General features: G+C 44.9%; 23 protein-coding genes and 1 pseudogene. 6 read left to right on the forward strand and 18 right to left on the reverse strand.

Going from position 1 to position 24,799, the window contains the following annotated elements:
* Positions 1–6 precede the first annotated feature (6 nt).
* The 7 genes and pseudogenes from AB4249_RS10715 to phhA all read right to left on the reverse strand — a co-directional run.
* Positions 7–171, reverse strand: a pseudogene (locus tag AB4249_RS10715) (LysR family transcriptional regulator); the annotation flags it as partial.
* A 161-nt stretch (positions 172–332) separates the two neighbouring features.
* Positions 333–1,049 carry a YebC/PmpR family DNA-binding transcriptional regulator gene (locus tag AB4249_RS10720; RefSeq protein WP_010432326.1) on the reverse strand — a complete coding sequence of 239 codons (717 nt, stop codon included), beginning with the start codon at positions 1,047–1,049 and terminating at the stop codon, positions 333–335.
* A 96-nt stretch (positions 1,050–1,145) separates the two neighbouring features.
* Positions 1,146–1,355: a DUF3283 family protein gene (locus AB4249_RS10725; protein WP_004732615.1), complete on the reverse strand. Its 210-nt coding sequence runs from the start codon at positions 1,353–1,355 to the stop codon at positions 1,146–1,148.
* A 242-nt stretch (positions 1,356–1,597) separates the two neighbouring features.
* The gene (locus AB4249_RS10730; protein ID WP_136974001.1) at positions 1,598–2,455 is read right to left on the reverse strand and encodes a hypothetical protein; all 858 of its coding nucleotides are present in this window, start codon (positions 2,453–2,455) and stop codon (positions 1,598–1,600) included.
* A gap of 126 nt (positions 2,456–2,581) precedes the next feature.
* Positions 2,582–3,682 carry a Fic family protein gene (locus AB4249_RS10735; RefSeq protein WP_017065111.1) on the reverse strand — a complete coding sequence of 367 codons (1,101 nt, stop codon included), beginning with the start codon at positions 3,680–3,682 and terminating at the stop codon, positions 2,582–2,584.
* 141 nt (positions 3,683–3,823) lie between these two features.
* The gene (locus AB4249_RS10740) at positions 3,824–4,162 is read right to left on the reverse strand and encodes a 4a-hydroxytetrahydrobiopterin dehydratase (RefSeq protein ID WP_017066731.1); all 339 of its coding nucleotides are present in this window, start codon (positions 4,160–4,162) and stop codon (positions 3,824–3,826) included.
* Entirely contained in the window at positions 4,152–4,946 is a 795-nt protein-coding gene (gene phhA / locus AB4249_RS10745; protein ID WP_017066732.1) for a phenylalanine 4-monooxygenase, read from the reverse strand. Before phhA ends, AB4249_RS10740 begins: the two co-directional genes overlap by 11 nt.
* Positions 4,947–5,145: 199 nt before the next feature.
* On the opposite strand from phhA, the gene AB4249_RS10750 reads away from it, so the two are divergent.
* Both AB4249_RS10750 and AB4249_RS10755 read left to right on the forward strand, forming a co-directional pair.
* On the forward strand, positions 5,146–7,200 hold the full coding sequence (locus AB4249_RS10750) for an acetoacetate--CoA ligase (RefSeq protein ID WP_372103053.1): 2,055 nt from the start codon (positions 5,146–5,148) through the stop codon (positions 7,198–7,200).
* 529 nt (positions 7,201–7,729) lie between these two features.
* Positions 7,730–8,659, forward strand: a complete 930-nt coding sequence (locus tag AB4249_RS10755) for a carbamate kinase (RefSeq protein ID WP_102332320.1) — start codon at positions 7,730–7,732, stop codon at positions 8,657–8,659.
* A 211-nt stretch (positions 8,660–8,870) separates the two neighbouring features.
* Here AB4249_RS10755 and maiA read toward each other — a convergent pair whose 3' ends face one another.
* The 5 genes from maiA to AB4249_RS10780 form a co-directional block, all read right to left on the reverse strand.
* A complete protein-coding gene (gene maiA / locus AB4249_RS10760; RefSeq protein WP_372103055.1) occupies positions 8,871–9,560 on the reverse strand; it encodes a maleylacetoacetate isomerase in 690 nt (229 codons plus the stop codon).
* Positions 9,561–9,598: 38 nt separating this feature from the next.
* Positions 9,599–10,636: a fumarylacetoacetate hydrolase family protein gene (locus AB4249_RS10765; RefSeq protein WP_372103057.1), complete on the reverse strand. Its 1,038-nt coding sequence runs from the start codon at positions 10,634–10,636 to the stop codon at positions 9,599–9,601.
* Between the two features lie 9 nt (positions 10,637–10,645).
* Positions 10,646–11,776: a homogentisate 1,2-dioxygenase gene (locus AB4249_RS10770; protein ID WP_102428108.1), complete on the reverse strand. Its 1,131-nt coding sequence runs from the start codon at positions 11,774–11,776 to the stop codon at positions 10,646–10,648.
* The gene (gene hppD / locus AB4249_RS10775) at positions 11,769–12,842 is read right to left on the reverse strand and encodes a 4-hydroxyphenylpyruvate dioxygenase (RefSeq protein WP_102393374.1); all 1,074 of its coding nucleotides are present in this window, start codon (positions 12,840–12,842) and stop codon (positions 11,769–11,771) included. Before hppD ends, AB4249_RS10770 begins: the two co-directional genes overlap by 8 nt.
* 473 nt (positions 12,843–13,315) lie before the next feature.
* Positions 13,316–15,364, reverse strand: a complete 2,049-nt coding sequence (locus tag AB4249_RS10780; RefSeq protein ID WP_372103061.1) for a DUF3466 family protein — start codon at positions 15,362–15,364, stop codon at positions 13,316–13,318.
* Between the two features lie 301 nt (positions 15,365–15,665).
* Between AB4249_RS10780 and AB4249_RS10785 the strand changes: the two genes are divergently transcribed.
* From AB4249_RS10785 to AB4249_RS10795, 3 genes are all read left to right on the forward strand, one after another.
* On the forward strand, positions 15,666–15,911 hold the full coding sequence (locus AB4249_RS10785; RefSeq protein ID WP_010432281.1) for a hypothetical protein: 246 nt from the start codon (positions 15,666–15,668) through the stop codon (positions 15,909–15,911).
* Between the two features lie 286 nt (positions 15,912–16,197).
* Complete coding sequence (locus AB4249_RS10790) at positions 16,198–17,568, forward strand: ATP-binding protein (protein WP_016767944.1); 1,371 nt, start codon at positions 16,198–16,200, stop codon at positions 17,566–17,568.
* Positions 17,565–18,230, forward strand: coding sequence for a response regulator (locus tag AB4249_RS10795; protein ID WP_136974564.1), 666 nt, complete (start codon positions 17,565–17,567; stop codon positions 18,228–18,230). Before AB4249_RS10790 ends, AB4249_RS10795 begins: the two co-directional genes overlap by 4 nt.
* 75 nt (positions 18,231–18,305) lie before the next feature.
* Here the strand turns inward: AB4249_RS10795 and AB4249_RS10800 are convergent, their stop codons facing one another.
* The 6 genes from AB4249_RS10800 to AB4249_RS10825 all read right to left on the reverse strand — a co-directional run bounded on the left by AB4249_RS10800 (position 18,306) and on the right by AB4249_RS10825 (position 23,746).
* A complete protein-coding gene (locus tag AB4249_RS10800; RefSeq protein ID WP_372103064.1) occupies positions 18,306–18,965 on the reverse strand; it encodes an HAD family hydrolase in 660 nt (219 codons plus the stop codon).
* Position 18,966: 1 nt separating this feature from the next.
* Positions 18,967–19,986, reverse strand: a complete 1,020-nt coding sequence (locus AB4249_RS10805) for an ABC transporter ATP-binding protein (RefSeq protein ID WP_102393377.1) — start codon at positions 19,984–19,986, stop codon at positions 18,967–18,969.
* Positions 19,986–20,771 carry an ABC transporter permease gene (locus tag AB4249_RS10810; RefSeq protein WP_004732591.1) on the reverse strand — a complete coding sequence of 262 codons (786 nt, stop codon included), beginning with the start codon at positions 20,769–20,771 and terminating at the stop codon, positions 19,986–19,988. Before AB4249_RS10810 ends, AB4249_RS10805 begins: the two co-directional genes overlap by 1 nt.
* Positions 20,771–21,664, reverse strand: coding sequence for an ABC transporter permease subunit (locus tag AB4249_RS10815; RefSeq protein WP_004732590.1), 894 nt, complete (start codon positions 21,662–21,664; stop codon positions 20,771–20,773). The genes AB4249_RS10810 and AB4249_RS10815 overlap by 1 nt, the downstream gene beginning before the upstream one ends.
* Positions 21,661–22,581 (reverse strand): alkaline phosphatase family protein, encoded by a 921-nt coding sequence (locus AB4249_RS10820; protein ID WP_372103067.1) that lies wholly within the window; start codon positions 22,579–22,581, stop codon positions 21,661–21,663. Before AB4249_RS10820 ends, AB4249_RS10815 begins: the two co-directional genes overlap by 4 nt.
* 61 nt (positions 22,582–22,642) lie before the next feature.
* Positions 22,643–23,746: an ABC transporter substrate-binding protein gene (locus AB4249_RS10825; protein ID WP_371690469.1), complete on the reverse strand. Its 1,104-nt coding sequence runs from the start codon at positions 23,744–23,746 to the stop codon at positions 22,643–22,645.
* Positions 23,747–23,957: 211 nt separating this feature from the next.
* On the opposite strand from AB4249_RS10825, the gene AB4249_RS10830 reads away from it, so the two are divergent.
* Entirely contained in the window at positions 23,958–24,686 is a 729-nt protein-coding gene (locus tag AB4249_RS10830; protein WP_372103070.1) for a UTRA domain-containing protein, read from the forward strand.
* The last annotated feature ends 113 nt before the right edge of the window (positions 24,687–24,799 follow it).

The raw sequence follows: 24,799 nt of genomic DNA on the forward strand, positions 1-24,799 counted from the left end.
CTCCTTTTATTTGACCAAACCATCGCTATGAAAAGATCGAACACTCTCAATCAATGCATCAATAAGCAGGGTCAAAGCCTTTGGCTGATATTTTCTTTCTTTGTACACTAAATACGCTTGGCGATCACCCCGATGATACTCAGGGAGTACTTAAATCAGATTCATGTCGGGATAAGACGAACAATATAATGAAGTTCAGCGATAAATCGCGACCAGAGAACGCTTTGTCAGCCGTACATTATGGAACGATGATCAAGGAAAATCAGGTATAACGTTCATAAAAAAACCGAGCACTAGGCTCGGTTTTTTAATAACTTTTGTTACTGTAAAGATTACAGCTCAGCGTTGTGGTAAACCTGCTGAACGTCATCACAGTCGTCAAGCATGTCTAAGAACTTCTGGAATTTCTCAGAATCTTCTTCAGCTACTGGCGTAGTTGTTTGAGGAACGAAAGTGATTTCCTCAACGTCTAGCGTTAGCTCTGGGAACGCAGTGTTTAGTGCAGTCTTCGTTTTGAAGAACTCAGTCGTTGGAGCGAATACAGTGATTACACCGTCTTCTAGCTCAACGTCAGTCACGTCTACGTCTTCCATCATAAGCGTTTCTAGGATGATCTCGTCATCTTCGCCTTTGAACTGGAATACAGCTTGGTGAGCGAACATGTGAGAAACAGTACCTTCAACACCGATTTTCGCGCCAGTCTTAACGAAACATTGGCGAACGTCTTGGAAAGTACGGTTGCCGTTGTCAGTTAGACAGTCAACGATTACGCTTGTGCCACCTGGGCCAAAACCTTCGTAGCGAGCTGGTTGGAAGTCTTCACCGCCGCCGCCGTTCGCTTTATCGATCGCTTTTTCGATAACGTGTGCTGGTACTTGGTCTTTCTTCGCTTTAGCAATCAGGTGCTTAAGAGGTAGGTTCATGTCTGGGTCAGAGCTGCCGTTCTTAGCCAGTACGTAAATCTCTTTACCGTATTTAGAATAAACTTTAATTTTTGCGCCTGCAGTTTTCGCCATTGAGGCCTTGCGCACTTCAAAACTTCTTCCCATCGGGATCTTCTCTCTGATTCAATTAACGGTGCAAATTCTAGCAAATTACTGTGTCATTTCAATTCTACAGCACTGCTGGGCAAGGTTTGTCTGCGTTTATGCGACACCCATTACCCGTTTGTATTTTTCTACAGACTGATCAAACCAGGCCTTTTCTTCTGGGTCACCTAGCTTCATTGCTTCTTCAACAATGGCTTCAGGGCCACATTTCGCTTGCTTCAGTTTCCATACAAGAAACGATGCTTGCTTATCCAGTTCGATTTTATTTTTCTCGCTGGGTGGAAGGAGTGAAAGGTTGATAGACATTGCTAGCCTTCGTCTGTAATACACTTGGCCGAGAAATATATCATAGAGCAGCCTCATAAAACCAATACTATGAGTAACAGAAAGGGTTTATGAGACCCGAAACCAAGCAAGTCACTGATGCAGGTCAAGCTAGTTTGGGAAAGTGCGTTTAGCTCAAAGCACCAATAAGTTTGCACGATATAAGCCAGATCTCATATAAAATAAATAAGAAGAACACGGAGCGTCAATAACTGTGATCCTGTTTATTTCTCACTATCAGTGGGAACTCGCGTTAAGCCCTGCTTATTACTCACATTGAAAAACAAAGCAGCATCCCACGAAGACTCCATCAAATGAGAATAGATAGACATATTTTGTTTATTCTTATTTATAAGTAACTCTTTAATCGTGCCCAATGTGTTTGTGTTGGCATCAATCTGAGTCTGACAGTATTTAACAATAATGACAGGAGGAAGAGAGCCACCAACTCGAAATATGATGTATCCATCTCGTTCCAATTCCATACGAGAGTAGATTTTCATATTGTCAGGAGTTCCATCAATATCATTTATAATCTTCTTAAGCTTGCTATAAAACTCTAATCCATCACAAAAACATTTGTCATTAGCAATAAAACCATTGATTTCGTTAGTTTTATTACAATAATCCTCAACGGATTCAGGGGTAACTGGATACCGAGTCTCATTAATAATGTAACTACTTAAAGTTTTTAACAGCTCAGTCTCGCTCTTAGACAGTTTCATACCTAAGTCCAAAGCAACACTTACTAGGTTATGGCTATAAGCTCTGACCTTTTTTTCAAGTAAATCTTTAGGCGCAGATATGAGTAATGACACAACCCCTGATTTAAGTAACAACTCAAGTGCATAGCCCAACATCAAAACACTCGATTTGTAAGCAGCATCTTTGATAGTTAAGACCTCAAAAACATCACTTGATGTGTAAGAGGTAGTAGTCATTAATGATTCAAGTTCTAGTGTTTTCTGATTGCCGTTTTCTCTAAGTAATTTCGCACTAATGAGTTTGCTATCTGCCTCTTTAACCCAATCAAATTTATTGAAGATCCCTTTTTCGCCACTCGATTTTAAAGGTGCTTTCATCAAAGTCCTACTGTCTCGATTCATGTATGTTTAGTTGACTGAATATTGATTTGTAATTGAAGCTTAGAATACCACTGAAATCCGGTCACTAGAGGCATAGTAAGTTGAAGTATGAGCGTATCACTCCTATTCCGGCAACAGATAGCGCGTGCTTCTACCACCAGAACCAGATTTAACTAAGCAGCCATGCTCAATCAAAGCGTTCAAATGACGTGTTGCTGTGGCACTACTCACCTTTGCTACTTTCTGATATTGGCTGGCATTGATACCTTCTGAAAAATCACCATCGAGCATCCTATTCAGCACTTTTACTTGCTCTGCTGTAAGCTTGGTTTGGTCGATGCTGCGCCAATAGTTGGTCTTATATACAGTTTGGTCGACCTCAGCGAAAACCCCTGTAAACGTCTCGTCTAACGTATCTAAGAACCACATCAACCATTCGCTAATATCGAGTCCCCCTTTCTGGGTTCGCTCCAATATCTCGTAGTAATGCTTGCGGTTAGCGAGAATTCCCACCGACATCGCATAGAAGCGTACCGACTGCTGCTCGGCCTGTGCTAATGCCAAGTCGGTCAACAATCGAGTAATACGACCATTACCATCATCTAACGGGTGTAAGGTGATAAACCAAAGGTGAGTGATTGCGGCTCGCAATAGAGGATCGAGTGTGGCGTCGGTAAGTGAATCATTAAACCATTTGATAAATGTATCTAGCTCAGCATCAAGAATGTCTCGGCTAGGCGCTTCAAAGTGCACGGTTGGGCGGTCAATTCTTCCTGATACCACTTGCATCGGAGCGTCACCTCTTAGCTGACCTCCAACTACAGGGTTAAACATGGTGTAGCCTTGAGGAAACAGTCTATCGTGCCAATGTAAGATCCTATCAAGCGCTAGTGGCTCTGTTAGGTTCTGCACCGCATCCAACATAATTTCAGCTAGGCCATCGGTTTGTTCTGTCGTTGGAAAAGGTCGATCTTCACTGACACCGAGTTTATTGGCTAAAGAAGACCGGACCGAGAAAGCATTAAGCTTTTCTCCCTCAATCGCACTGGAATGGACTATGTTCGCTAATAAGGTGTCGAGCATGGTTTGGGATTGATCTGCCGACTGTGAGGTAATCTTGCCCAATAGAATGCCCTGATTAAGCCGTACTTCTCTTAACCTCACGCCTATTTTCTGATTATCCCAAACAAAGTTTGGCCAATTATCTTGCTGCCAAATCCACATATTACGCCCCATGATGCGAAAGTATCACTTATTCAACTCATACTATGAGCTGTTTAAGGCAATTATTCAACTCACATTATGAGCCGAATAATGAGTTAATCGCATCACAGAGGTTGCAAGAGTAACTTCTAACCTACAAAACTATTCACTCACCGCGAACACATCGCAGCGTGAGGCGCAGATGAAATCATTCTTGTGCAGGCCTTTGATTGAGTGGCTCCACCAAGTGACGGTGACTTTGCCCCACTCCAATAAGATCGAAGGATGATGGAACTCTTCTTCTGCCAATTCTGACACTTTGTTGCTGAATGCCCACGCTTGTTTGTAGTTCTTAAACTTAAACACTTTCTCAAGCTGCGGGATGCCGTCTCTTTCGATGATCTGCCAGTCTGACAACTCCAACAGTAAAGATTGTTGTTCATCTTCACTTAGGGCAATCGCGTCGATACTGCAGGCTTCGCATTTTTGTTCATTCAACATGTGTTGGTTCCTTGGGTTCAAAAAGTGGTGGTAGTAACCCCGCATCGATGGCGAGATCAGCTTGCTGTAATAGGTTTTCCTGACTGATTTTAAAGAGCTCAGATAGCTCGTCGATCACGTAATATTTCGGCTGCATGATGTCGATACGATAAGGCGTTCTTAAAACCGTTTGCAGATCGAACCGCTCGCGAACGGCCAAATCCCCTCCCAACGCATACATAGTTTCCGCTGGAGACGAAAGAATGCCACCGCCATAGATTTTCAGTTGTTGGCCTTCTTTTACTAAACCGAACTCAACCGTAAACCAATACAAACGGGCAAGATAAGCGCGCTGTTTAGATGTGGCGGCTTGGCCTAGTTTTCCATAATGCTCAGTGAAAGCCGCGAAATCGGCATTAGTGAGCATGGCACAATGGCCGAAAATTTCATGAAAGAAATCAGGTTCTTGTAAGTAATCGAACTCGTCTCGCGTTCTCAGAAATGTCGCAACTGGGAATTTCTTATTGGCGAGCAAATCAAAGAATCGGTCGAAATCGATCAATGCAGGCACAGGCTGAACTTGCCAACCGGTTGTTTCCATTAGCACTTTATTTATCTCTGGCAGCTGGGGAACTCTGTCTAATGGTAGATCCAGCAAGGTCAAACCGTGCAAATAAGCATCGCATGCGCGGTCACTAATGACGTCCAGTTGCCTTTTCACCAAGTCGTGCCAAATGGCATCTTCTTCGAGGCTCCACTCAACCCATCCCTCTTGGCTCACGGGCTTAGAATGATATTGAGTCATTACACACCTCCTTTCGAATGTCTCACTTTAAGCCTATCTCCACTCCTTATAAGCGCCAATTTGCGCGATTTTTCGAAACAAGCGATCGTGTAACATTTTATTTACACAATTCCACCAAGCGCTTATTTTGCTGAACTTTTGACTTTGTAAAACCTAAAGACCAGACTGAAAACGTTAACTTTTTGTTAAAGGTAAAGGAATGCACGAAAGCAATAAGCCCATTTGGCAGCCAAGCGAGCAGCGTATCGCCAATGCCAACTTAACCCGATTCATCGATAGCCTTGAACAGTCTTGGTTAAACCTAGATAGGGACGTAAAAAACTATGCCGAACTCCACCAATGGTCTGTAGTTCAGCCGGAATCGTTTTGGCAAAACGTGTGGCAGTTTTGTGGAGTAGTCGGCTCACAAGACTCTATTAACAAGGCAGAAAGCGAGACCATCAAAGCTCAAGGTGGGAGCCGCTGGCAGCAGCCTAAATCGAACCGTGATGCGGTTTGGTTTCCCAATGCACAAGTAAACTACGCCGAGAACTTGCTGCGTTTGGCACACACCATGCCTGATGAGCTTGCGATTTGGTTTGAGAATGAACGTGGCGAACAACAGAGTTATACATGGGAAACCCTGTGTGAAGCTGTCTCTAGTGTTCAGCAATGGCTTGTCGATAGCGGAGTGAAACAAGGTGATATAGTTGCTGCGTATACTCCCTATCTGCCACAAACCGTGATAGCCATGCTAGCCGCCACCAGCTTAGGCGCGATTTGGACATCGACCTCGCCTGATTTTGGAGTAGAGAGTGTGATTGAGCGATTCGGACAGGTGAAACCTAAGGTGCTGTTCACCTGTGACGGTTACACCTTCAATGGCAAAACGTTCGATATGGCGGGCAAGAACCGTGAAATCATCGAACACTTAAACGAATTAAAACAGGTGTGTGAGATCGGTTATTTGAAACCGAGTAATGACTTAGAGAAGAGCGATTTAGAGAAGAACGAATTAAAGAAAAACAAAGTTAAACATGATGTGTCACCCCAAAGCTGGCACAGCATCATTAATCACTATCAGACAAAACCTCTTCGATTTACTCGTGTCGGCTTCAATGAACCGTTGTTTGTACTCTACTCTTCCGGCACCACAGGCAAACCCAAATGTATAGTGCATTCTGTCGGTGGCACTACCATCAACCACCTAAAAGAGCATCAGCTTCATTGCGATATTAAACCAAGAGATCGCGTGTTCTACTACACCACTTGTGGTTGGATGATGTGGAACTGGCACGTATCTGCGCTCGCCAGCGGTGCTTGTTTGGTTATCTTTGATGGTAGCCCGGTTTACCCGCAACCTAACGTTCTATGGGATTTAGCGCAGCGTGCTGACGTATCGACATTTGGCACCTCAGCCAAGTACATAGAAGCGATTGAGAAAGCCGAACTCTCACCAATCGACAGCCACTCTCTGCCTCAATTAAGAACACTGTGCTCGACGGGTTCTGTGCTTTACCCAGAGCAGTTCGATTACGTTTACAAGCACATCAAGCAAGACCTGCATTTAGCGTCGATTTCTGGCGGCACGGATATTTGTGGCTGCTTTGTTTTGGGTAACCCAATCTCGCCTGTGTATCGCGGTGAGTGCCAACAGGCCGGGCTCGGCGTCGACATCAAGGTGTTCAATTCGTCTGGTCAAAAGGTCGATCACGAACGTGGCGAATTAGTATGCACCAACTCCCTACCCAACTTCCCCGCTGGCTTTTGGAATGACACCGGAGAGCGCTATCACAGCACCTATTGGGATAGGTTCGACAATGTGTGGCATCACGGTGATGAAGTCGCACAGAGCGTGCATGGTGGCTACCTGTTCTACGGTCGAGGCGACACCACCCTCAACCCCGGTGGGGTAAGAATTGGGACTGCCGAGATCTACCAGCAAGTGAACACCATTGACGGCATCATCGATTCCATCGCCGTCGGTAAAGATGTCGACCGAAATGAGCAGATATGGCTGTTTGTTCAACTGCAGCAAGGTGTGGATCTAGATGATGGGCTACTGGCAGCCATCAAAAGCAAACTCAAATCTTCTTGTTCACCAAGGCATGTGCCAAGCCAGATATTTGCGATCAGCGATGTGCCAAAAACGCGCTCTGGCAAATTGGTGGAGTTGGCAGTAAAACAGGTGATTAATGGCAAGAGTGTAGAAAACCTCGGGGCCATCGCTAACGCCGAGGTTTTGGAAGAGATAAAGCGCGTTGTTTCGCTTTAGCGATTAGGCCTAGAACGTAGCAAGCTATCTCCACTTTTCACTTGGCTGTCAGATAACATCTGGAGTAAAGGCAGCCGACTGAAAACCGAATCAAAGCCACTATTTAAGCTAGTGTCCTCCCCGCTTCAATTTGGCTCCGTATCTTTTCTAAAGTTCTTAATGAGATCTGAACGTCATATTTAAAACAAAAATGTTAAATTATTCATTTTTTGGGCTGAGATAATATTCACTAAAGACGAATCATTTATACAAAAAAAGAGTCCACCACTGGATTGTATCCCAGCTTATGGATATTTAATCGAATTATAATAATTCCCGCTCCCACAGCTCTATTTCTAGTGAAATGATAATTTGATAGCTATCACATTTAGAACAGTTATTTTCCCATACTATCTCGGCATGTTAATTACTTAAGAGTAATTAAAAAACCTAGTCATTGTTATTAATAATCTTGAATTTAATTAGAAACAAGCGGTTAATCCCTACGTAAAATAAATAAAATCATTATTAAATGATCGGAGACATTATCATGCGCATAGTATTAGCTTTAGGCGGTAACGCTCTTTTAGCAAGAGGCCAAGCATTAACGGCTGAGAACCAACGTGAAAATATAATCAAATCAGCGGCGAGTATTGCTGCAATCGCACGCGAGCATGAGATTGTTATCGTTCATGGTAATGGCCCACAAGTAGGTTTGTTGATGGAACAAAACGCGGCTTATAGCGAATATTCGCCAGAGACTACCCCATACCCAATGGATGTACTCGGCTCTCAAACCTGTGGCATGGTGGGCTACATGTTACAACAAGAGCTAAGAAACATTGACCCTGAATTAGACGTAGCGACGCTAGTCACGCAAACTGAAGTATGCAAAAAAGACCCTGCGTTTGCTAACCCGACTAAATTTGTTGGCCCTGTATATACAGAGCAACGAGCTAAAGAGTTAATGGCTCAAAGCACAATGCAATTTAAAGCTGATGGCGAGTACTACCGTCGCGTTGTGCCTTCTCCTATGCCAAAAAGCATTGTTGAAATTCAGCAAATTGAAACTCTTCTAGATACAGAAAACCTTGTTATTGCTTGTGGCGGCGGCGGCGTTCCCGTGAGTATTGAACAGGGTAAGAGTACTGGCGTAGAGTGCGTAATTGACAAAGATCTTACGGCTGAATTACTGGCTGAAAAAATCCATGCCGACTTGTTTATTATCTTAACCGATGGTTCGATTTTCCGTAACTATGGTAAAGAAGACCAAGCAGAAATGAAGCAAGCAACGCCTGCTGGTTTAGCAGAGTTTTCATTCCCTGCTGGTTCTATGGGGCCAAAAATTGATGCCGTTTGTAAATTCGTTGAAGCTGGCTTGGGTAATGCGGCGATTGGTTCATTATTTGATTTAGATAAAATAATCACCAATGAAGCTGGCACTCTGATAACGAAAGGCGAAGGTGTTGTTTATTACTAATATTATCGAGTGATAAAAACCACTAATATAAAACCTTGGGGTAAAGCCTTTTAATTAATAACAAGGCTTTTTATTAAATCCATATTAGTTCTAAACGAGATAAATATTCACACACTAACTGTATTTAATATATTTAATGTTGGAAACCGCTTCTTTCAAGAAGCGGTTTTGGCAGCGCAAGGGAAGAGTATTTGCATTTACATCAGTGAATCTACATGGACTCATTCGCATCCGCTTGGTTCTCTGGCATCGCGTCGATAAAAGCGGGTAACTGATTACACGCTTCGACAATTGAGTTAATCAGCGGATAAGGCGACATATCAACGCCAAAGCGCAGCGCATTATACACCTGTGGCACCAAGCAAATATCGACAATGCATGGTGAATCGGTGAGGCTATAAACTGAATCAGCGTATGTTTGACGATGCTTAGAAAGCTTCTCTTCTAATGCCGAAAAACCTTGGCTCATCCAATAGTGAAGCCAGTCTATTTTCGCCTCTTGCTCACACGACAACTCTCGCTCCAAATACTGCAACACACGCAGGTTATTCAGAGGGTGAATTTCTATCGCAATATCCTGAGCCATTGCCAACGCTTGATAGCGCAATGGTGTTTGCTCTGGAATCAACAAGGAGTCTGGGCTGCTCTCACACAAATAGTTTTCGTCCAAATATTGCAGAATCGTCAGCGACTGATTGAGTTGAACGTCACCATCCACCAGCACTGGCACTAATTCACTGGCATTGAGCTCGCGATATTGTGGATCATGCTGCTCGCCGCCATTACGCACCAAATGCACCGATTTAGACTCATAGTTGAGTTGCTTTAGGTTCAATCCAATACGCACCCGATAGGCGGCCGAAGAGCGCCAGTAACCATAAAGTGTCATGTTCTGATTCATACAATGATCTCGCTCGAGCTGAATCTTTATAATATGGGCTATAACGCTCGATATTGGCTAACTTTTTGGTCAATCGCACCAAAAATGGAATCACCCGCCGTATCAAACATCTCTAGGCGAATCGAGTCGCCAAACGACATGAATTGAGTCGAAGGTTTGCCATCGCGAATCGTCTCTATCATGCGTACTTCAGCAATACATGAATATCCCACACCACCTTCAGAAATCGAGGTGCCATGGTCAGTGCCTTGTTTATTAGAAACCGTGCCTGAACCTATGATCGCGCCCGCCGATAATGGTCGAGTTTTAGCTGCATGCACAACCAACTCTGCAAAATTGAAAGTCATATCTATACCGGCATTCGGACAACCAAAAGGCTGGTCGTTGTAGGTCGATATCAGCGGTAAATGTACCTTGCTGCCTTTCCACTGTTCGCCAAGCTCGTCAGGTGTGACTGCGACCGGGGAGAACGCCGAAGAAGGCTTAGACTGGAAAAAGCCAAAGCCTTTCGCGAGCTCTGCTGGAATCAAGCCACGCAGTGACACATCGTTCACCAACATCAGTAAACGAATCGAATCATGCGCTTGCTTGGCGCTGGCTCCCATTGGCACATCTCCGGTAACAACCGCAACTTCACCCTCGAAATCAATACCCCATTCGTCGCTGGCAAACTCAATATTGTCACGCGGCCCGATAAACGCATCTGAGCCGCCTTGGTACATGAGTGGATCAACCCAGAAGCTTTCTGGCATTTCAGCACCACGAGCCTTACGCACCAGTTCAACGTGGTTTACATAAGCGCTGCCGTCTGCCCATTGATAAGCGCGTGGAAGAGGCGATTCACAATACTGAGGTGCAAACACTTCACTGCCTGTGACATGTCCGTTGTTTAACGAGGTGTATAACTCTTCTAACTGAGGTGCAACGCTGTCCCAGTTATCCAATGCTACCTGCATGGTTGGCGCTAGATGCATCGCATGGAAAATTTCGGTGGCAGCTACACATTGTTTAAGATCTTTACTTACGACCATCAATAGACCGTCGCGAGTGCCATTTTTCTTGGTTGCTAATTTCATCCTTGCCCCTTACTTCTCTTGCCAACTGTAGACATATTCTTTGTTCTCAACGTTATCGAGTTCGTCAGAGAACTGCAGCGCGTGGCGAGTATCAATCATCACCGCCACTTCGTCGGTGAATTTCTTCTTATGCGCCTGACCCGTTTTAAAAGCCTTTGGATGAGGCCCGTGCGTAAACCCCGCCGGGTGAAAGGTCACCATGCCCGCTTCAATGTTGTCGCGGCTAAAAAAGTCACCAGCGTGATAGAACAACACTTCGTCGTAATCATCATTGTTGTGGTAGAAAGGCACTTTCAATGCACCGGGGTCGCTCTCAATCGGACGCGGCACAAAAGTACACACCACAAAGCCTGCACCCACAAAGGTGGTATGCGCAGAAGGGGGCAAGTGGTAGCGATGTGACATCAGCGGTCTGATATCGCGCCAATTCACTTTCACCACCGCTAAGTCGCCATGCCAGCCAATCGCATCCAATGGATTGAACGGATAGGTGATCACGCTGACTTTGTCGTGACGTTTTACCTGAACCTGAGTCTGGTTTTCTGAATACTGAGCGCGAAATTGATCATTGATAGAAGGGATGTCGAGCACAGCAGGATCAAACACCGCGTGATTGCCGACCATGCCTTTCTCTGGCAATGAGTAAGCGGCGTCTGTGTTCTCAATCATCAAGATAAACATCGGCTCGCTTGGCTCCAAGCGCCAGTTGGTTGAGCGCGGGATCATCACGTAATCCCCTTCACTCACTTCTAAATGACCATAGTCGCAATAGAGATTTGCACTGCCTTGGTGAATAAACAACAGCTCATCACCATCGGAATTACGCACCAAGAAATCCATCTTCTCGTCCATGCGCCACACTCGGATTTTGCAGTCAGCGTTGTGCAAAAGATGAGGCACCGCCCAAGGGGTTATCTGGCTGGCTTTTTCCACCAGCGTAAAATCAAAAGCGCGAGGGCGTAAATCACCTTCCCACTCCGACCAACCTGTTGGGGCATGTTGGTGATGGAAGTGAGCGGCAGGGCCGAAGAAACCACTTCGACCCGCCTCTCGCTCATAGATTGCCTCTTCAGGGAAGTCGGCATGCGCTTGTTTAGAACACACCCCCTCCCGATGAGGAAACGAGATCCATTTATGCATCGTCTAATACTCCTCGACGAATCTGGTCCTCTTCAATCGATTCAAACAGCGCCTTGAAGTTGCCTTCGCCAAAACCTTCGTTGCCTTTACGCTGAATGATTTCAAAGAACACAGGCCCGATTACCGTCTGTGTGAAAATTTGCAGCAAGATGCCGTCTTTGGTCGGCGCACCATCAATCAGAACGCGTAGGTCACGCAACAGATCGGTATCTTCCCGGTGGCCTTTTACACGATCGTCAACTTTCTCATAGTAGGTATCTGGGGTTGGCATAAAGTCCATGCCGCGATCACGCAGGGTTTTCACCGTTTTGTAGATGTCATCCGTAGCAAGCGCGATGTGTTGGATACCTTCGCCGTTGTATTCACGAATGAACTCTTCAATTTGTGATTTGTCATCTGAAGACTCATTGATTGGAATACGGATCTTGCCACATGGTGAGGTCATGGCACGGCTCACAAGGCCTGTCAGCTTACCTTCAATGTCGAAGTAGCGAATCTCACGAAAGTTACCGATACGCTCATAAAAACCAGACCACAGATCCATATTGCCTTGTTTCACGTTGTGCGTGAGGTGATCGATCTCATAAAGGCCTACGTCGGCTTTCGCCATGCGCTCTTGCGCGTCATCATAGAATCGGAAATCAACGTCGTAGATGCTCTGCTTGCCGTAGCGATCCACAAAATAGAGCAGGCTTTCACCGATGCCGTAAATGGCAGGAATGCTAAGCTCCATCGGCCCTATTTCTGTCTTGTACTCTTCACCGCCACCCTTAAACGCTTGCTCCATTGCAGCTGTTGCTTCGTTGACACGAAACGCCATGCCACACACCGATGGGCCGTGGACTTTAGCGAACGCTTCCGCTTGGCTGTGAGGCTGTTCATTGACGATAAAATTGATATCACCTTGTCGATACAGCCAAGCTTCTTTTGAGCGGTGCTTGGCTATCTCAGCAAAACCAAGTGACACAAACAGCGCTTTAAGTTGCTCTATTCCCTTGTGGTCAACGGCCGTGTATTCAACAAACTCGAATCCATCCGTGCCAAGCGGGTTGTATGTATCCACCATGAACTTTCTCCTTGTACCTATTGGTTTTGTGTTGTGTATTTTTTGTCCTTAATTAAATTTGGCCCACAAGCCGAGATAATGGAATGGGTGGAGAAAAATGGGCAATTTCGATGAAACCCTGTCAGCTTGTAAAATATTTGTTACACACAAACCATCGAGACAAGAAAGTGAGTGCTATCAAGGGATTGAAAGGTGGTGGTTTGATTTACAGAAGAAGAAGGAATGTTATTGAATTGTTACATTTGAGCTTTATGGGCTAAAGCAGAAAGAGATAAGTGTATGTTGAACGTAAAAAGAGCATCACAAAACAGGTGATGCTCCTTTAAAAAGCTTCATACCCCAATGGTATTCTCATAGGGTGAGCCATCAACTCTAACCCATTACTTTAATGGTTGATGATTGATGGTTGATGGTTGATGGTTGATGGTTGATGGTCAAATAGAGGTTGTTTATCTCGTGAGCACGTCATCAATTTAGGTAATCACAGAACGAGATTTTTTCAAGCGAACTGAAAGCACGGACATCAAACTGATAAGCACCAATAACCCGGTACCGGCACCACTACGTTCAACATCTTCAGCGCTATCATCACTTCTTTCAGCAATGTCTTCACTTGTTGCTCCAGATATCGGGATAAGTTTCACAGCCACCACCCTCTCGTCACCTACTCCATCATTACAATATGCAAAGTGCGCGGTTGAATCATAAGCCATAGAAGAGGAGCTACTTTCACTCGCAAAACATTGTATTGCCGTCCCTGAGATAACACCCGCATCATTAATGTCGGTTGCGTCCAATATTCTAAAGTGGTTGTTGGCATCACTGTAGTCACCACCGTTAGTTAGGTCGTCTAACCACCAAGCTTGATCATTATATCTTGCACGTCTATCAGCATCGGTACCAATGTCGTTGTAAGGGAAAATGAAGCCGCGATGCCTCCTTTCATGGCCGTCTACTTCAGAGTGAGTTTCTGCGTCAACATAGCCAACAATTTCATTGTAATTATTGATCTCACTTGCTTTTCCTTCTGCACTATCAAAGAAAATGTCTTCACCTAAACTTGCGAAGAATGTAGCTGTTGGCGTTGTGTCATTCGCATCAGCGACAAACATACGATTGTCAGACACACGATCCGACGGATAATCACCATCTCGTTTTGCATAACCAATAACCATCATGTTTTCATTAATATCTGTTGCGACAGAATTACTGTGAATGTATGAATCACTCACTTCTACCGTCGCATTAGCGATAAATGTCGTCGTCCAAGCATTTTCCGAAACGCTGAAATTTGACGTACTGCTTGGCCTAAACACAGCAGCCTGCATAAGAAAGTTATCAGAATCATCTAGCTCTGTATTGTAACCAACTAAAACAGGATAAGAGCTATATGTCCCTCTAGATGAAATCGTTGCAGCCCTCACACTCGCCTGTGCTGAAGCTTCATCATCGTTGTAAGAGTAATAGGTCGAACTGGTTTCCCAATCAGATACTGAGAAACGGTTTCCATCATCATTGGGGCCATTCGCATCGGTTATATTCCAGACAAAAGCTCGATTAGCAAAAGCAAAGTTCTGACACTCTGGATATAAAGCAGGCTCAATATCTTCATCGATACAATTATCTAGATCCTCTGCATCACTGTCGGATGTGTACGGAGAGTCATAATCTTTATACTCATCACTGTAATAAAAAGTCGCAACGGACGCGCTTCCGACCACATAGCTTTCCCCTCCATAACTGAAAGAGTCAAAAGCCATCGTTCTTCCCATTTGGGAGATTATATTCGCTTCGCCGTCAGCATCGCTGATCGTAATGCTGGTATCGGCTTCAGGTTGGAGAACCGTAAATTCAGTGCCTGTATCGTAGTAACCACGCTGCCTATACAACTGAATATATTGGTTGTTATAACTGTAGTAACCACTGCTGGTGTTACCAAGAACAAAACCATTCTCGTCAACTTTAGTGATGACCTTCTCCTCTGTTCCATCAACAAAGGAATAACTATAACTGCTCACATCAGGTGGGTTGCTGCCAACATCTGGGATCTCGCTTAGCGAAGAAGAATCATAAAAAGCCGTGGAATTGGTCTGATAGCTCAGCCCGTAATACGCATCACGCTCATTTTTCAAGCCTCCAATGCCTGCATCCTCATCGCCATACCACAACAAAGAACTCCAAGCTTCACAAGTCGCGTAGCCAAGTTCACTTGTGCAGTAGCTATAGATATCGTCATAATCCAAATAGTAGAACGTGTTATCGATACCAAAAGGGACCTCCTCTTTAAAGGAAAAACCTGGTTCTGCATTTTGAGCTTCCCCTGCGAATGCGTAATCGGTGTCACCACAACTGGTACTAAAGCAATCCGTTGTACCAAGCTCTGGTTCAACTGCAACCCCATACACCGATTCCGTTTCTACTGGTGATTCCTCCAAAACCACCCTATAAAGAGCAGCGTTACTATAAGAAGCAACCAACAACGTAGAAGAGACAACGACTGATTTTTTTACCATTGCCTTCATTCTACGGCTCCTAAAAAATAATCCATTTCAATACCAACGATAGCTTTCTGCCTTTATTGCTAAAGGCATTAAATTCATGAGTTCAATAATGGACTAGGATAAAAATAGAAAATGTGGAAACTATGTAGAAACAATGGAGGTTTAAACAACCTGACTTGATGGGCTGATGAACTGATGCCCTATTAAAGTTAAACGCTAACTTTCATCTCCTAGATTTATCCATTTTCTCTGCTAATTTGATCGCTAACCTATTTGCGTCAAAGAAATACACTTATATTTGGTTACGAATAGGAATTAAATTATGAAAAAAATCACGACAGCATTACTTTTACTGACATCGACATTCGCGCTTCAAGCGTGTGCTGAAAGCCGTGAAGGTCCAAGAGAAATGCCAAGTTTTGAAGAAATGGATGCAAACGGTGATGGCGAGTTACAATTAGAAGAGCTCAGAGGTCCACTCGCCGATGACTTTGACAAACTAGACGCAGATGGAAGCGGTGGTCTATCGGAAGAGGAAGTTCCGCCGCCACCACCAAGACGTCAATAATTGTTAGAGGGTTATCCAAAAATAGTGATAATTCAATGCGAGCTGATGGGGTATAGCACCCTGTCAGCTCGCTATTCGTTTCTAACAAAAAGATGCTTATACATGGCCTAAGATGAATAAAGAAATCAATGTCCACATTTCCCACACGATTGGTGACTAATATTGGTTTAACTCACTTTTGTCTTAATTCATTTTACTGTCCTAATTCACTTTAACTTCTGGAGAGAACGTGCGCATATCAATTTTCACTAAACTGTTTGTTTCAATACTAATGGTGTGCGTGACCATGCTCTTTGTACTGACCTATTTTATTAACTCCAGTTTTCAAAGAGGGCTCCAAGATTTCACAAATAATAATGAGATTGCCCTAGCTCAAGAACTCGCCAATAACTTAAAGCAATATTACTCACCTTCCGAAAAGTGGAGGCGGCTAGAACGTGAACCACATTTAATCGCCAGTAGCATTGGTGGCCCCTCACGACCACATGCTCGTGACAGACACCCATCGCCACCACCATTAAGAGAGCCGGAAGCGCCAGATCTTCAACCTATTTGGCAACGACTCAACATTTTAGATCAAAACGGGCGAGCTATAATTGGACCTCCTGAAAACCTACATCACCTTGAAGATGGTCAGCATCAAGCACTAGTCGAAATAACACGGGATGATCAAGTGATTGGGTATATCTCCATCGTCCAGATGGATGAAATATCAGGGCCTTTGGCAGAAAGCTTTTTCAAACAACAAACGACGCATGTAAGCACTATCGCTTCGATTACCGTGTTGCTTTCATTCCTTATCGCTTTATTTCTTGTTAGGCGATTTTTGAAACCATTGCGTGCTTTGTCGAAAGGTGCCAAATCTATCGAAAATGGCGATCTCGATTTCTACATTGAAAAAAGCGGCAATGATGAATTGTCCGATCTCATCGGAATATTCAACGGTGTAGTCGAAACACTAAGAAAACAAAAAACACTTAGAGAACAGTGGTTATCGGATATTTCACATGAACTTAGAACGCCTATCACCGTGCTAAGAAGTGAACTAGAAGCGCTACAAGACGGTATCCGATCTCCTGAGCCAAAATATATCGACTCGTTACATCAACAAATCATCACACTGGGTCAACTCGTTGAGGATCTTCATCAACTCTCCCTGTATGACATCGGATTTAACCTCAATGTTAAAAACAACGTTGATATACATAAACTGATTGATTCTGTGATCGTTCAAAACTCGATCCGTTTAGAACAGAAAAGAATCACATTAACAAAGCACTATGACCATTCAGCCCCACTGTTTACCTCGTGTGATGAGAGATTACTGACACAACTGTTTGTGAATCTGTTGGAAAATAGCGCACGATACACTAGCGATAATGGGCATGTATCGATAGATGTTACCGACATTAGTGATAGTATTATTATCAACGTTGAAGACAGTGATCCAGGTGTACCTGATGCATCACTTCCACGTTTATTTGAGAGGCTTTACCGCGTTGATAAATCGCGCAGTCGCTCAAGTGGCGGTTCTGGACTTGGCTTATCTATCTGTAAAAATATCGTTGAAGCGCACCAAGGACACATTACTGCCGACCACTCAGAATTGGGTGGACTACGAATCATCATAGCGTTACCAAAGGAAATAAAATCGTGATTTTAGTCGTCGAAGATGAGCCTGCATTAGCAAGTGTACTGTGTGAGTACTTAGAGCACTCTGGCCTTGAAAGTCATCATATTATCGATGGTAACCTTGTCATTGACTGGGTAAAGCAAGCATCGCCTAAACTCATTATTCTCGACCTCATGCTACCCAATCGAGACGGGTTGGATATTTATCGAGAGCTGAGAACGTTCAGTGACATCCCAGTGGTTATGGCGACAGCCAAGGTCGAAGAGATTGATCGACTCGTTGGGCTTGAACTGGGTGCAGATGATTATATATGTAAGCCGTACAGCCCGAGAGAAGTGGTTGTGAGGGTGAAAAATATTTTGCGCCGTTCCAACAAGCCCCAAGCCACGTCACCAACGAACGCCATTGATATTGATGAATTGAGTATGACCGCTGTCCTATGTGGTATTAAGCTAAGTTTAACGCCAGCTGAGTTTCGGCTTTTGCACCTTCTCTATCAAAATGTTGGCCGCATTTATAGTCGCGATCAATTGATTGATAAAATCTACGACGATAGAAGAGTGGTCAGTGATCGCACTATCGATAGCCATATCAAAAACTTACGCAAAAAAATGGTCTCGATAAATGAAAAATGTGACTACATCAAATCCATTTACGGGATAGGTTACAAACTAGAAATAGAATAATACGAATCAAAAAGCCGCTTTCATCAGCGGCTTTTTTCGTTCTAAAGCGAACATAATTCAAAGATGGGATCAGCGTTAATCCCAGTTGAGGATCGACCAGTTCGGTTGATCGGCTAACGCTTTCAAACGCGGGCATGGATTCACCAGGTAAGCAAAATCAGCGTGTTCACACAAAGGTAAGTCGTTGATTGAATCCGTATAAAAGTGTATATCTGAATAGTTGGTTTCTTGATTGTCTAACCATTCTTTTAAACGCGTCACTTTGCCTTCACGGTAGCTTGGCACACCAGAGATCTGAGACGTGAAACGACCTTGGTTTTCAATCAAATCAATACCAAGTGCATTCTCGATACCAATCTTACGACCCACCGCTTCCACTAAGAAAGTCACGCTGGCAGAGATGATCAGCATATCAATATCATCATTCTCAAGCTGCTCAATCAAAGGTTTCGACTGCTTGAACTGTTTAGGCAAAATATGCTGTTCAACACACTCTTCCACCAACGCAGTCACTTGCTCTGTTGGCATATCGCCCAATGGCTGCATGGAAAACGTGAGGTAATCTTCCATATTCAATTTACCTTCCGAATACAGGCCCATTAAGCGCTTATCTTCTTCAATAAAGTTGGGCGCAGTGGCAATGCCCTTTTCAACCAAGAACTCATTCCAAAGCATTGCTGCATCAGCATTGATCAGCGTTTCGTCCATATCAAATACATACAAAGGTTTGAACATCTTAGGCTCTCACAGGTTGAATTTCGTTAAGGTTAAACAGGAGTTCAAGTTGGCTGCCGTTTGCCAACAGTCGTTCAGAAGAACGGTTAAGTAGGTCGACCGTTAATTCACACTCATCAACGTCCACTTGGTAGCGAATCACGTTGCCCAAAAGCTGGTGGTTACGAATCGTGCCGGTTTTCGGCGCAGAGATATGTTCGCCATATTGTCGGCCTTGCTCTTTCACGTAGATAGATTCAGGTCGAATCGCCACTTTCCATTCTGTTTCAATATTGAAGAGTTGCTTGGCTTTGTTCGCTTGCACCAGATTATAGTGCCCCATGAACCCAGCCACAAATTCATTGGCAGGTTGAGTGTAGATCTCTTCGGGTGTCCCCGCTTGTACGATCTCGCCTTTGTTCATCAAGAAGATGCGGTCAGACATGATCATCGCCTCTTCTTGATCGTGGGTCACGAAGATCGTGGTCAGGTTCATCTCTTTTTGAATATCTCGGATCTGTTGGCGTAGGTGCTTTCGGATCTTCGCATCCAACGCCGAAAGCGGCTCATCTAATAACAAAATACGCGGCTTGACCACCAAAGCTCTTGCCAAGGCCACACGCTGGCGTTGACCGCCCGATAACTGATGCGGGTAGAACTTCTCTTTGCCCGTTAAGTCCACCAGCCCAATCACTTTCGCTACTTCGTGCTTAATCTCGTCAGCAGCAAGCTTTTTCATTTTCAGGCCAAACGCAATATTTCCTTCAACCGTCATGTTCGGGAAAAGCGCATAAGATTGAAACACCATGCCGATGCCACGCTGTTGTGGCACTTGGTGAGTAATCTCTTCGCCGTTGACCCAGATCTCGCCACCATCGACAGGATTCAGGCCAGCCAAGCTGCGCAGCAGAGTCGATTTACCACAGCCACTAGGGCCAAGCAGAGTAATGAATTCACCCTTCTCGATGGAAAATTGAATGTCTTCAAACACTGTATTGTCACCAAAGCTCTTGGTGAGGTTTTTCGCATTTACATAACTCATTATTTTGTTCCCTGGCTGAAACGACTTGCCAACCAAGTCAGTAAGAAAATAAACAGGAAGTACGTCATCACAAGGGCAGACGTGAAGTGACCACTGGTTTGACGCATGTTGTATAGGTAGATTTGCAGTGTCTCGTAGCGTGTTCCTACCAAGATGTTGGCGAACACGAACTCACCCAATAGGAACGAGAACGACAAGAACAGTGACGCCATTAAGCCTTTCTTAAGGTTTGGCAGAATAATCAATAAGAACGCCTTGGTGGTACTTGCGCCGAGCAGGTGTGCTGCGTCCATCAAGTCATGCAAGTTAATCGCTTCAAAGCTGTTGGCAATCGCGCGGTACATAAATGGCAACGCGATGGTGAAGTAGGTGCCAATCAAAATCCACGGCGTGCCTATCAAGGAAATTTCACTATCAGCATACAGTTGAAGCAAGCCAACCGATGACACCACAGGCGGCACCGCGAACGGCAATAAGATCAGGATATTCATTACTTTGTCGAGCTTCGGGAAATAATAAAACACCACAAAAATCGCAGGTAGAACCAACACCACACTCAGTGACAGCGCCGCCACACAGATAAACAGTGAGCGACCAAAGGCTTGTAAGAAGCGAGGATCGGTCAGCAGGTTGATGTACCAATCCAACGTGAAGCCATCCGGCAATATCGTGGCGCCCCAACGCGAGGAGATCGAGTAGATAAAGGTCGCTAAGATCGGAATCATCATGATGCCGACAATCGAATAGACAACCGTTTTATGAAAGCGAGTATTGACGGTGTTCATTACTTTCTCTTCCCTGCGTAGCTTTTGCTGATTAGCCATTGGTTAATCACGGTGATGAAGGCCAGCATCGCCATCAGAATCACAGAAATTGCCGCGGCTAGGTTTGGTTCTAGGAACAGGTCGCCCGATACCAAGCTCGCGATTCGAATCGTAATCACGTTGTAGTTGCCCGAGGTCAACGCATACACACTCGCGTAGGCGCCAATCGCATTGGCAATCAAGATGATGAAGGTACCGAACAAAGCCGGAGATAACACAGGCAGCGCGATTTTGGTCCAGTATTGCCAAGTTTTCGCGCCAAGCAGTGCCGAAGCTGCTTGCCAGTCGTCACTCAATGCATCAAACGCTGGATAGAGCAACAACACCGCCAATGGGATCTGGAAGTAGATGTAAATCGCCAGCAGGCCCCACTTGCCGTAAAGGTCGAAATCACCCAGCAATCCATACTGCTTGAGCAATAAGGTAATCGCACCATTGGTGCCCAAGATGATGATGAATGCGAACGACAGAGGCACACCAGAGAAGTTGCTGCTCATATTGGTAAACGCGATCACCGCATCGCGGATTTTAGAATCAACACGGCGCAATGAAGAGACCAACAGAGTTGCAATCGCCAAGCCAACAATGCTCGACCAAATCGACAACCATAAACTGTTGCCAAAAGCCTGCATCATGAAAGCAGAATCGAATATTTCAGAATAGTTTTCGAGAGAGAGTTCGTCGTCATAGAAGAAGCTGTTGATCAGCACCCAAACCATAGGTGCCAGTTGGAACAGGTAGAAGAACAGCGCGAAAGGCGCAAGCCACAAAGCGGGCTTGAAGCGTTGAAACAAAGATTTGGTTTTGGGTTTAAGCGCAGAGCCATCGCTCTGCGTGATTACAGAACTGCTCATAGGGCCAACAATTCCTGAGTGTAAGATTTATCGTGTTCAAGGTTGAGTAACTGACACACGCTGCCGCAGATATCGGTCTGTTTCACTGAACATTCTTGGTGTGTAAACTTATCGCCAATCACAAAGAAAGGCACTTCACGCTCTTCAGGCAGAATGCCACCATGAGACAAGTCATTGTTCATACCGTGGTCACTGGTGATGATCACCTGATAACCATCGTCTACCCATTTCTCAAGATAGTTTGATAGGTAGATATCCGCGCCACGTGCACTATTGCGGTACTGGCGAGAATCCAACCCATGCTTATGTCCCATGTCGTCAATGTTCATTGGGTGAATCAGCAAAAAATCAGGCTGATGAGTGACGCGCAGGTGCTCAGCATCCAAGAACAAGGCTTCATCTGGGTAGTGGTCCCAGTGGTAGAAACAACCGTGTTGGATGTTCATGGTTTCATCGTTGGTGAAACGGTCACGTACTGCATCAAATGGCGCTCGGTTATATAACTCGCTCACCCAATGGTAAGCCGCAGCTGCCGTCACTTTGTTCTGCGACTTCGCCAAGCTAAATACCGACTCGTGATTCGACAAACGCACGATTTGGTTGTTGACGATGCCACTCTCAACAGGGCGAACACCGGTCAGGATGCACTCATACAGTGGACGTGACATAGATGGCAGCTCACACTGCACAGGGTAAAGCGTGGCGCGCAGCTTGTTTTTTTGCGTGCTCTGCGAAGTGCTCTGTTTATTACGCAAATCGCCTTGGTTATTGTACGAATCGCCCTGTTTTGTCTGCAAATCGCCCTGTTTCTCATACATATCACTTTGCTCTAGAAGACCGTTCAGGTAGCCCATGCAATCACGGGCTACCTGATAGTTCAGTCCATCTAGAACAACAAGGATAACCTTATTGCTCATGGTCTATTCTCTATTGCTTGTTTCTAAAAGCCACCTACTGAAGGTGGCGTGTTAAGCGGGGTTATTGCTGGTGAATCAATACGCTTTCTTGCCATTGACGTGGCAGGCGACGTGCTGATTTTTCCCATGCTGAGAAGTCAGTCACTGGGTGAACATTGCTGTATTGCTCGTTTGAGATCAGCTTGTCTTGAACTGATTGAGGTAGCGTAATGTTGCTACGGATTGGACGTGCGTAACCTTCTGCTAGGTTGATTTGGCCTTGGTCGCTGAAGATGTATTCACGAGCCAACTTCGCCGCGTTCGGGTTTTGTGCGTATTTATTAATGATGGTGGTGTAACCAGAAATCACTGAGCCATCTTGTGGAATGCTGACCGTAAAGCGCTCACGGTCGATCTTGTCGCGGTAGTTCAGTGCGTTGAAGTCCCACATGATTGCCACTTCCACTTCGCCTTTTTCAAGATTCGCGATGCTTGGGTCGGTGTAAGACAGACGGCCTTGCTTCGCTAATTCACCAAAGAATTTAATCGCTGGTTTTAGGTTCGACTCGTCACCGCCATTAGCAAATGCAGCCGCTAAAATCGCGTTGTTTGCTTGCGCTGCTACGCCTACGTCACCGACTGTGACTTTGTAGTCACCTTCTAGTAAGTCACTCCAAGTTTTCGGCGCATCTTCAACAAGGTTGTTGTTGGAAATGAAAGAGATGGTGCCAGTGTAAGCCAGAGCCCAGTGACCATCTTTGTCTTTTGCCCAGTCTGGAATGTCATTCCAAGTGGTTGGTTTGTATGGCTGAGTGACGTTTTTCTTCACTGCCACACGTGCAAATGCGAAACCCACATCACCAATATCAGCGGTTGCGTTTTTCTTCTCTGCTTCAAATTTCGAGATCTCCTGAGCCGAGCTCATATCGGTATCCTGATGCTTCAAACCGTAGTTTGCTTTCAGGTCAGTCCATGTGCCTTTCCAGTTTGCCCAACTGTCTGGCATACCCACACTGTAAACTGCACCCTCTTTTTGAGCGGCTTCAATCAGTGACTCAAGATCAGCATCCTTCGCCATCGCTGGCATTGAAAGTGTTGCCGTTATTAGCGTTGCGCCGATTAATTTTGCAGGTGAACCGATTAATTTAGCTGGCGATACAGTTGAACGGCTAAGCAAAGTTTTCATTGTCTCTATCCTTCTGGACTAGGTCAGTAAGTTCGTTTTGTATGCTATAGCCGGAATGTGACGGTTTGCCGTAAGTTATTTGACAGTTCGAGTGCATTTACGTGGCAGTTATATTTCACTCATATGACAATAAGCCATTGTTTACTGTCACATTCCTGTTAACTCCATGGTTTACCTTATTAAGCACACGAACTTATGGACTAGATCAGTAATGAGAACATTGGGCACCGGGCAATCAGGGACACAGTTAGGAAGAATTAAGGCGAGTATTCGAGAGCAGCTTCAATCAGGTATCTTCATTGAAGGGCAAAAACTGCCATCCGAAAGAGAGCTCAGCGAGCTGTTTTCAACCACACGAATTACGCTCAAAGATGCGTTGGTCTCATTAGAAACCGAAGGTTTGATATACCGAGAAGAGCGCCGAGGCTGGTATGTGTCACCCGAACGTGTTCGCTATAACCCATTATCACGTTCTCACTTTCATCAAATGATTCGTGAACAACACCGCATAGCAGAAACCAGACTGCTCAGCACCCGTACAGAGATGGCGGCAGGCGATTACGCCAAAGCATTAGAGATAGAGCAGATAACGCCAATACACGTGATTGAGCGCTTGCGTTTTATTGATGGTAGAGCAGTGCTGTTTGTTGAAAATGTACTGAAAGCGCCCTTATTTGATGGTGTATTGTCGGAAAACCTCACCATGTCACTAACAGGAATCTACCGAGAAAAATACGGCTACGAGACCCAACGCTCGCGTTTTGATGTGATTCCCACTTCTGCCCCTGCTCATGTCGCCAAGGCGCTGAATTTGGCAGAGGGCCAGCCTGTTTTGAAGATCTGCCGAGTGAACTACAAACAAGACGGTGAGCTAATGGACTGCGAGTTGGAGTACTGGCGACCGGACTCTGTGGTGATTCATATTGATAGTATTGGTTAGCGCCACATGGCCATTTGTATAGTTTTAGGCTTAAGTTTAGGTTTGGGAAGAAAAAGCTAACATACAAAAACTCCGACAAATTCTGACGGAGTTTTTTAACGATCGAACCTTGA

Origin of the sequence: Vibrio sp. 10N.261.55.F4 (genome assembly GCF_041470465.1) — a bacterium.
GTDB classification, from domain to species: Bacteria; Pseudomonadota; Gammaproteobacteria; order Enterobacterales; family Vibrionaceae; genus Vibrio; species Vibrio crassostreae_C.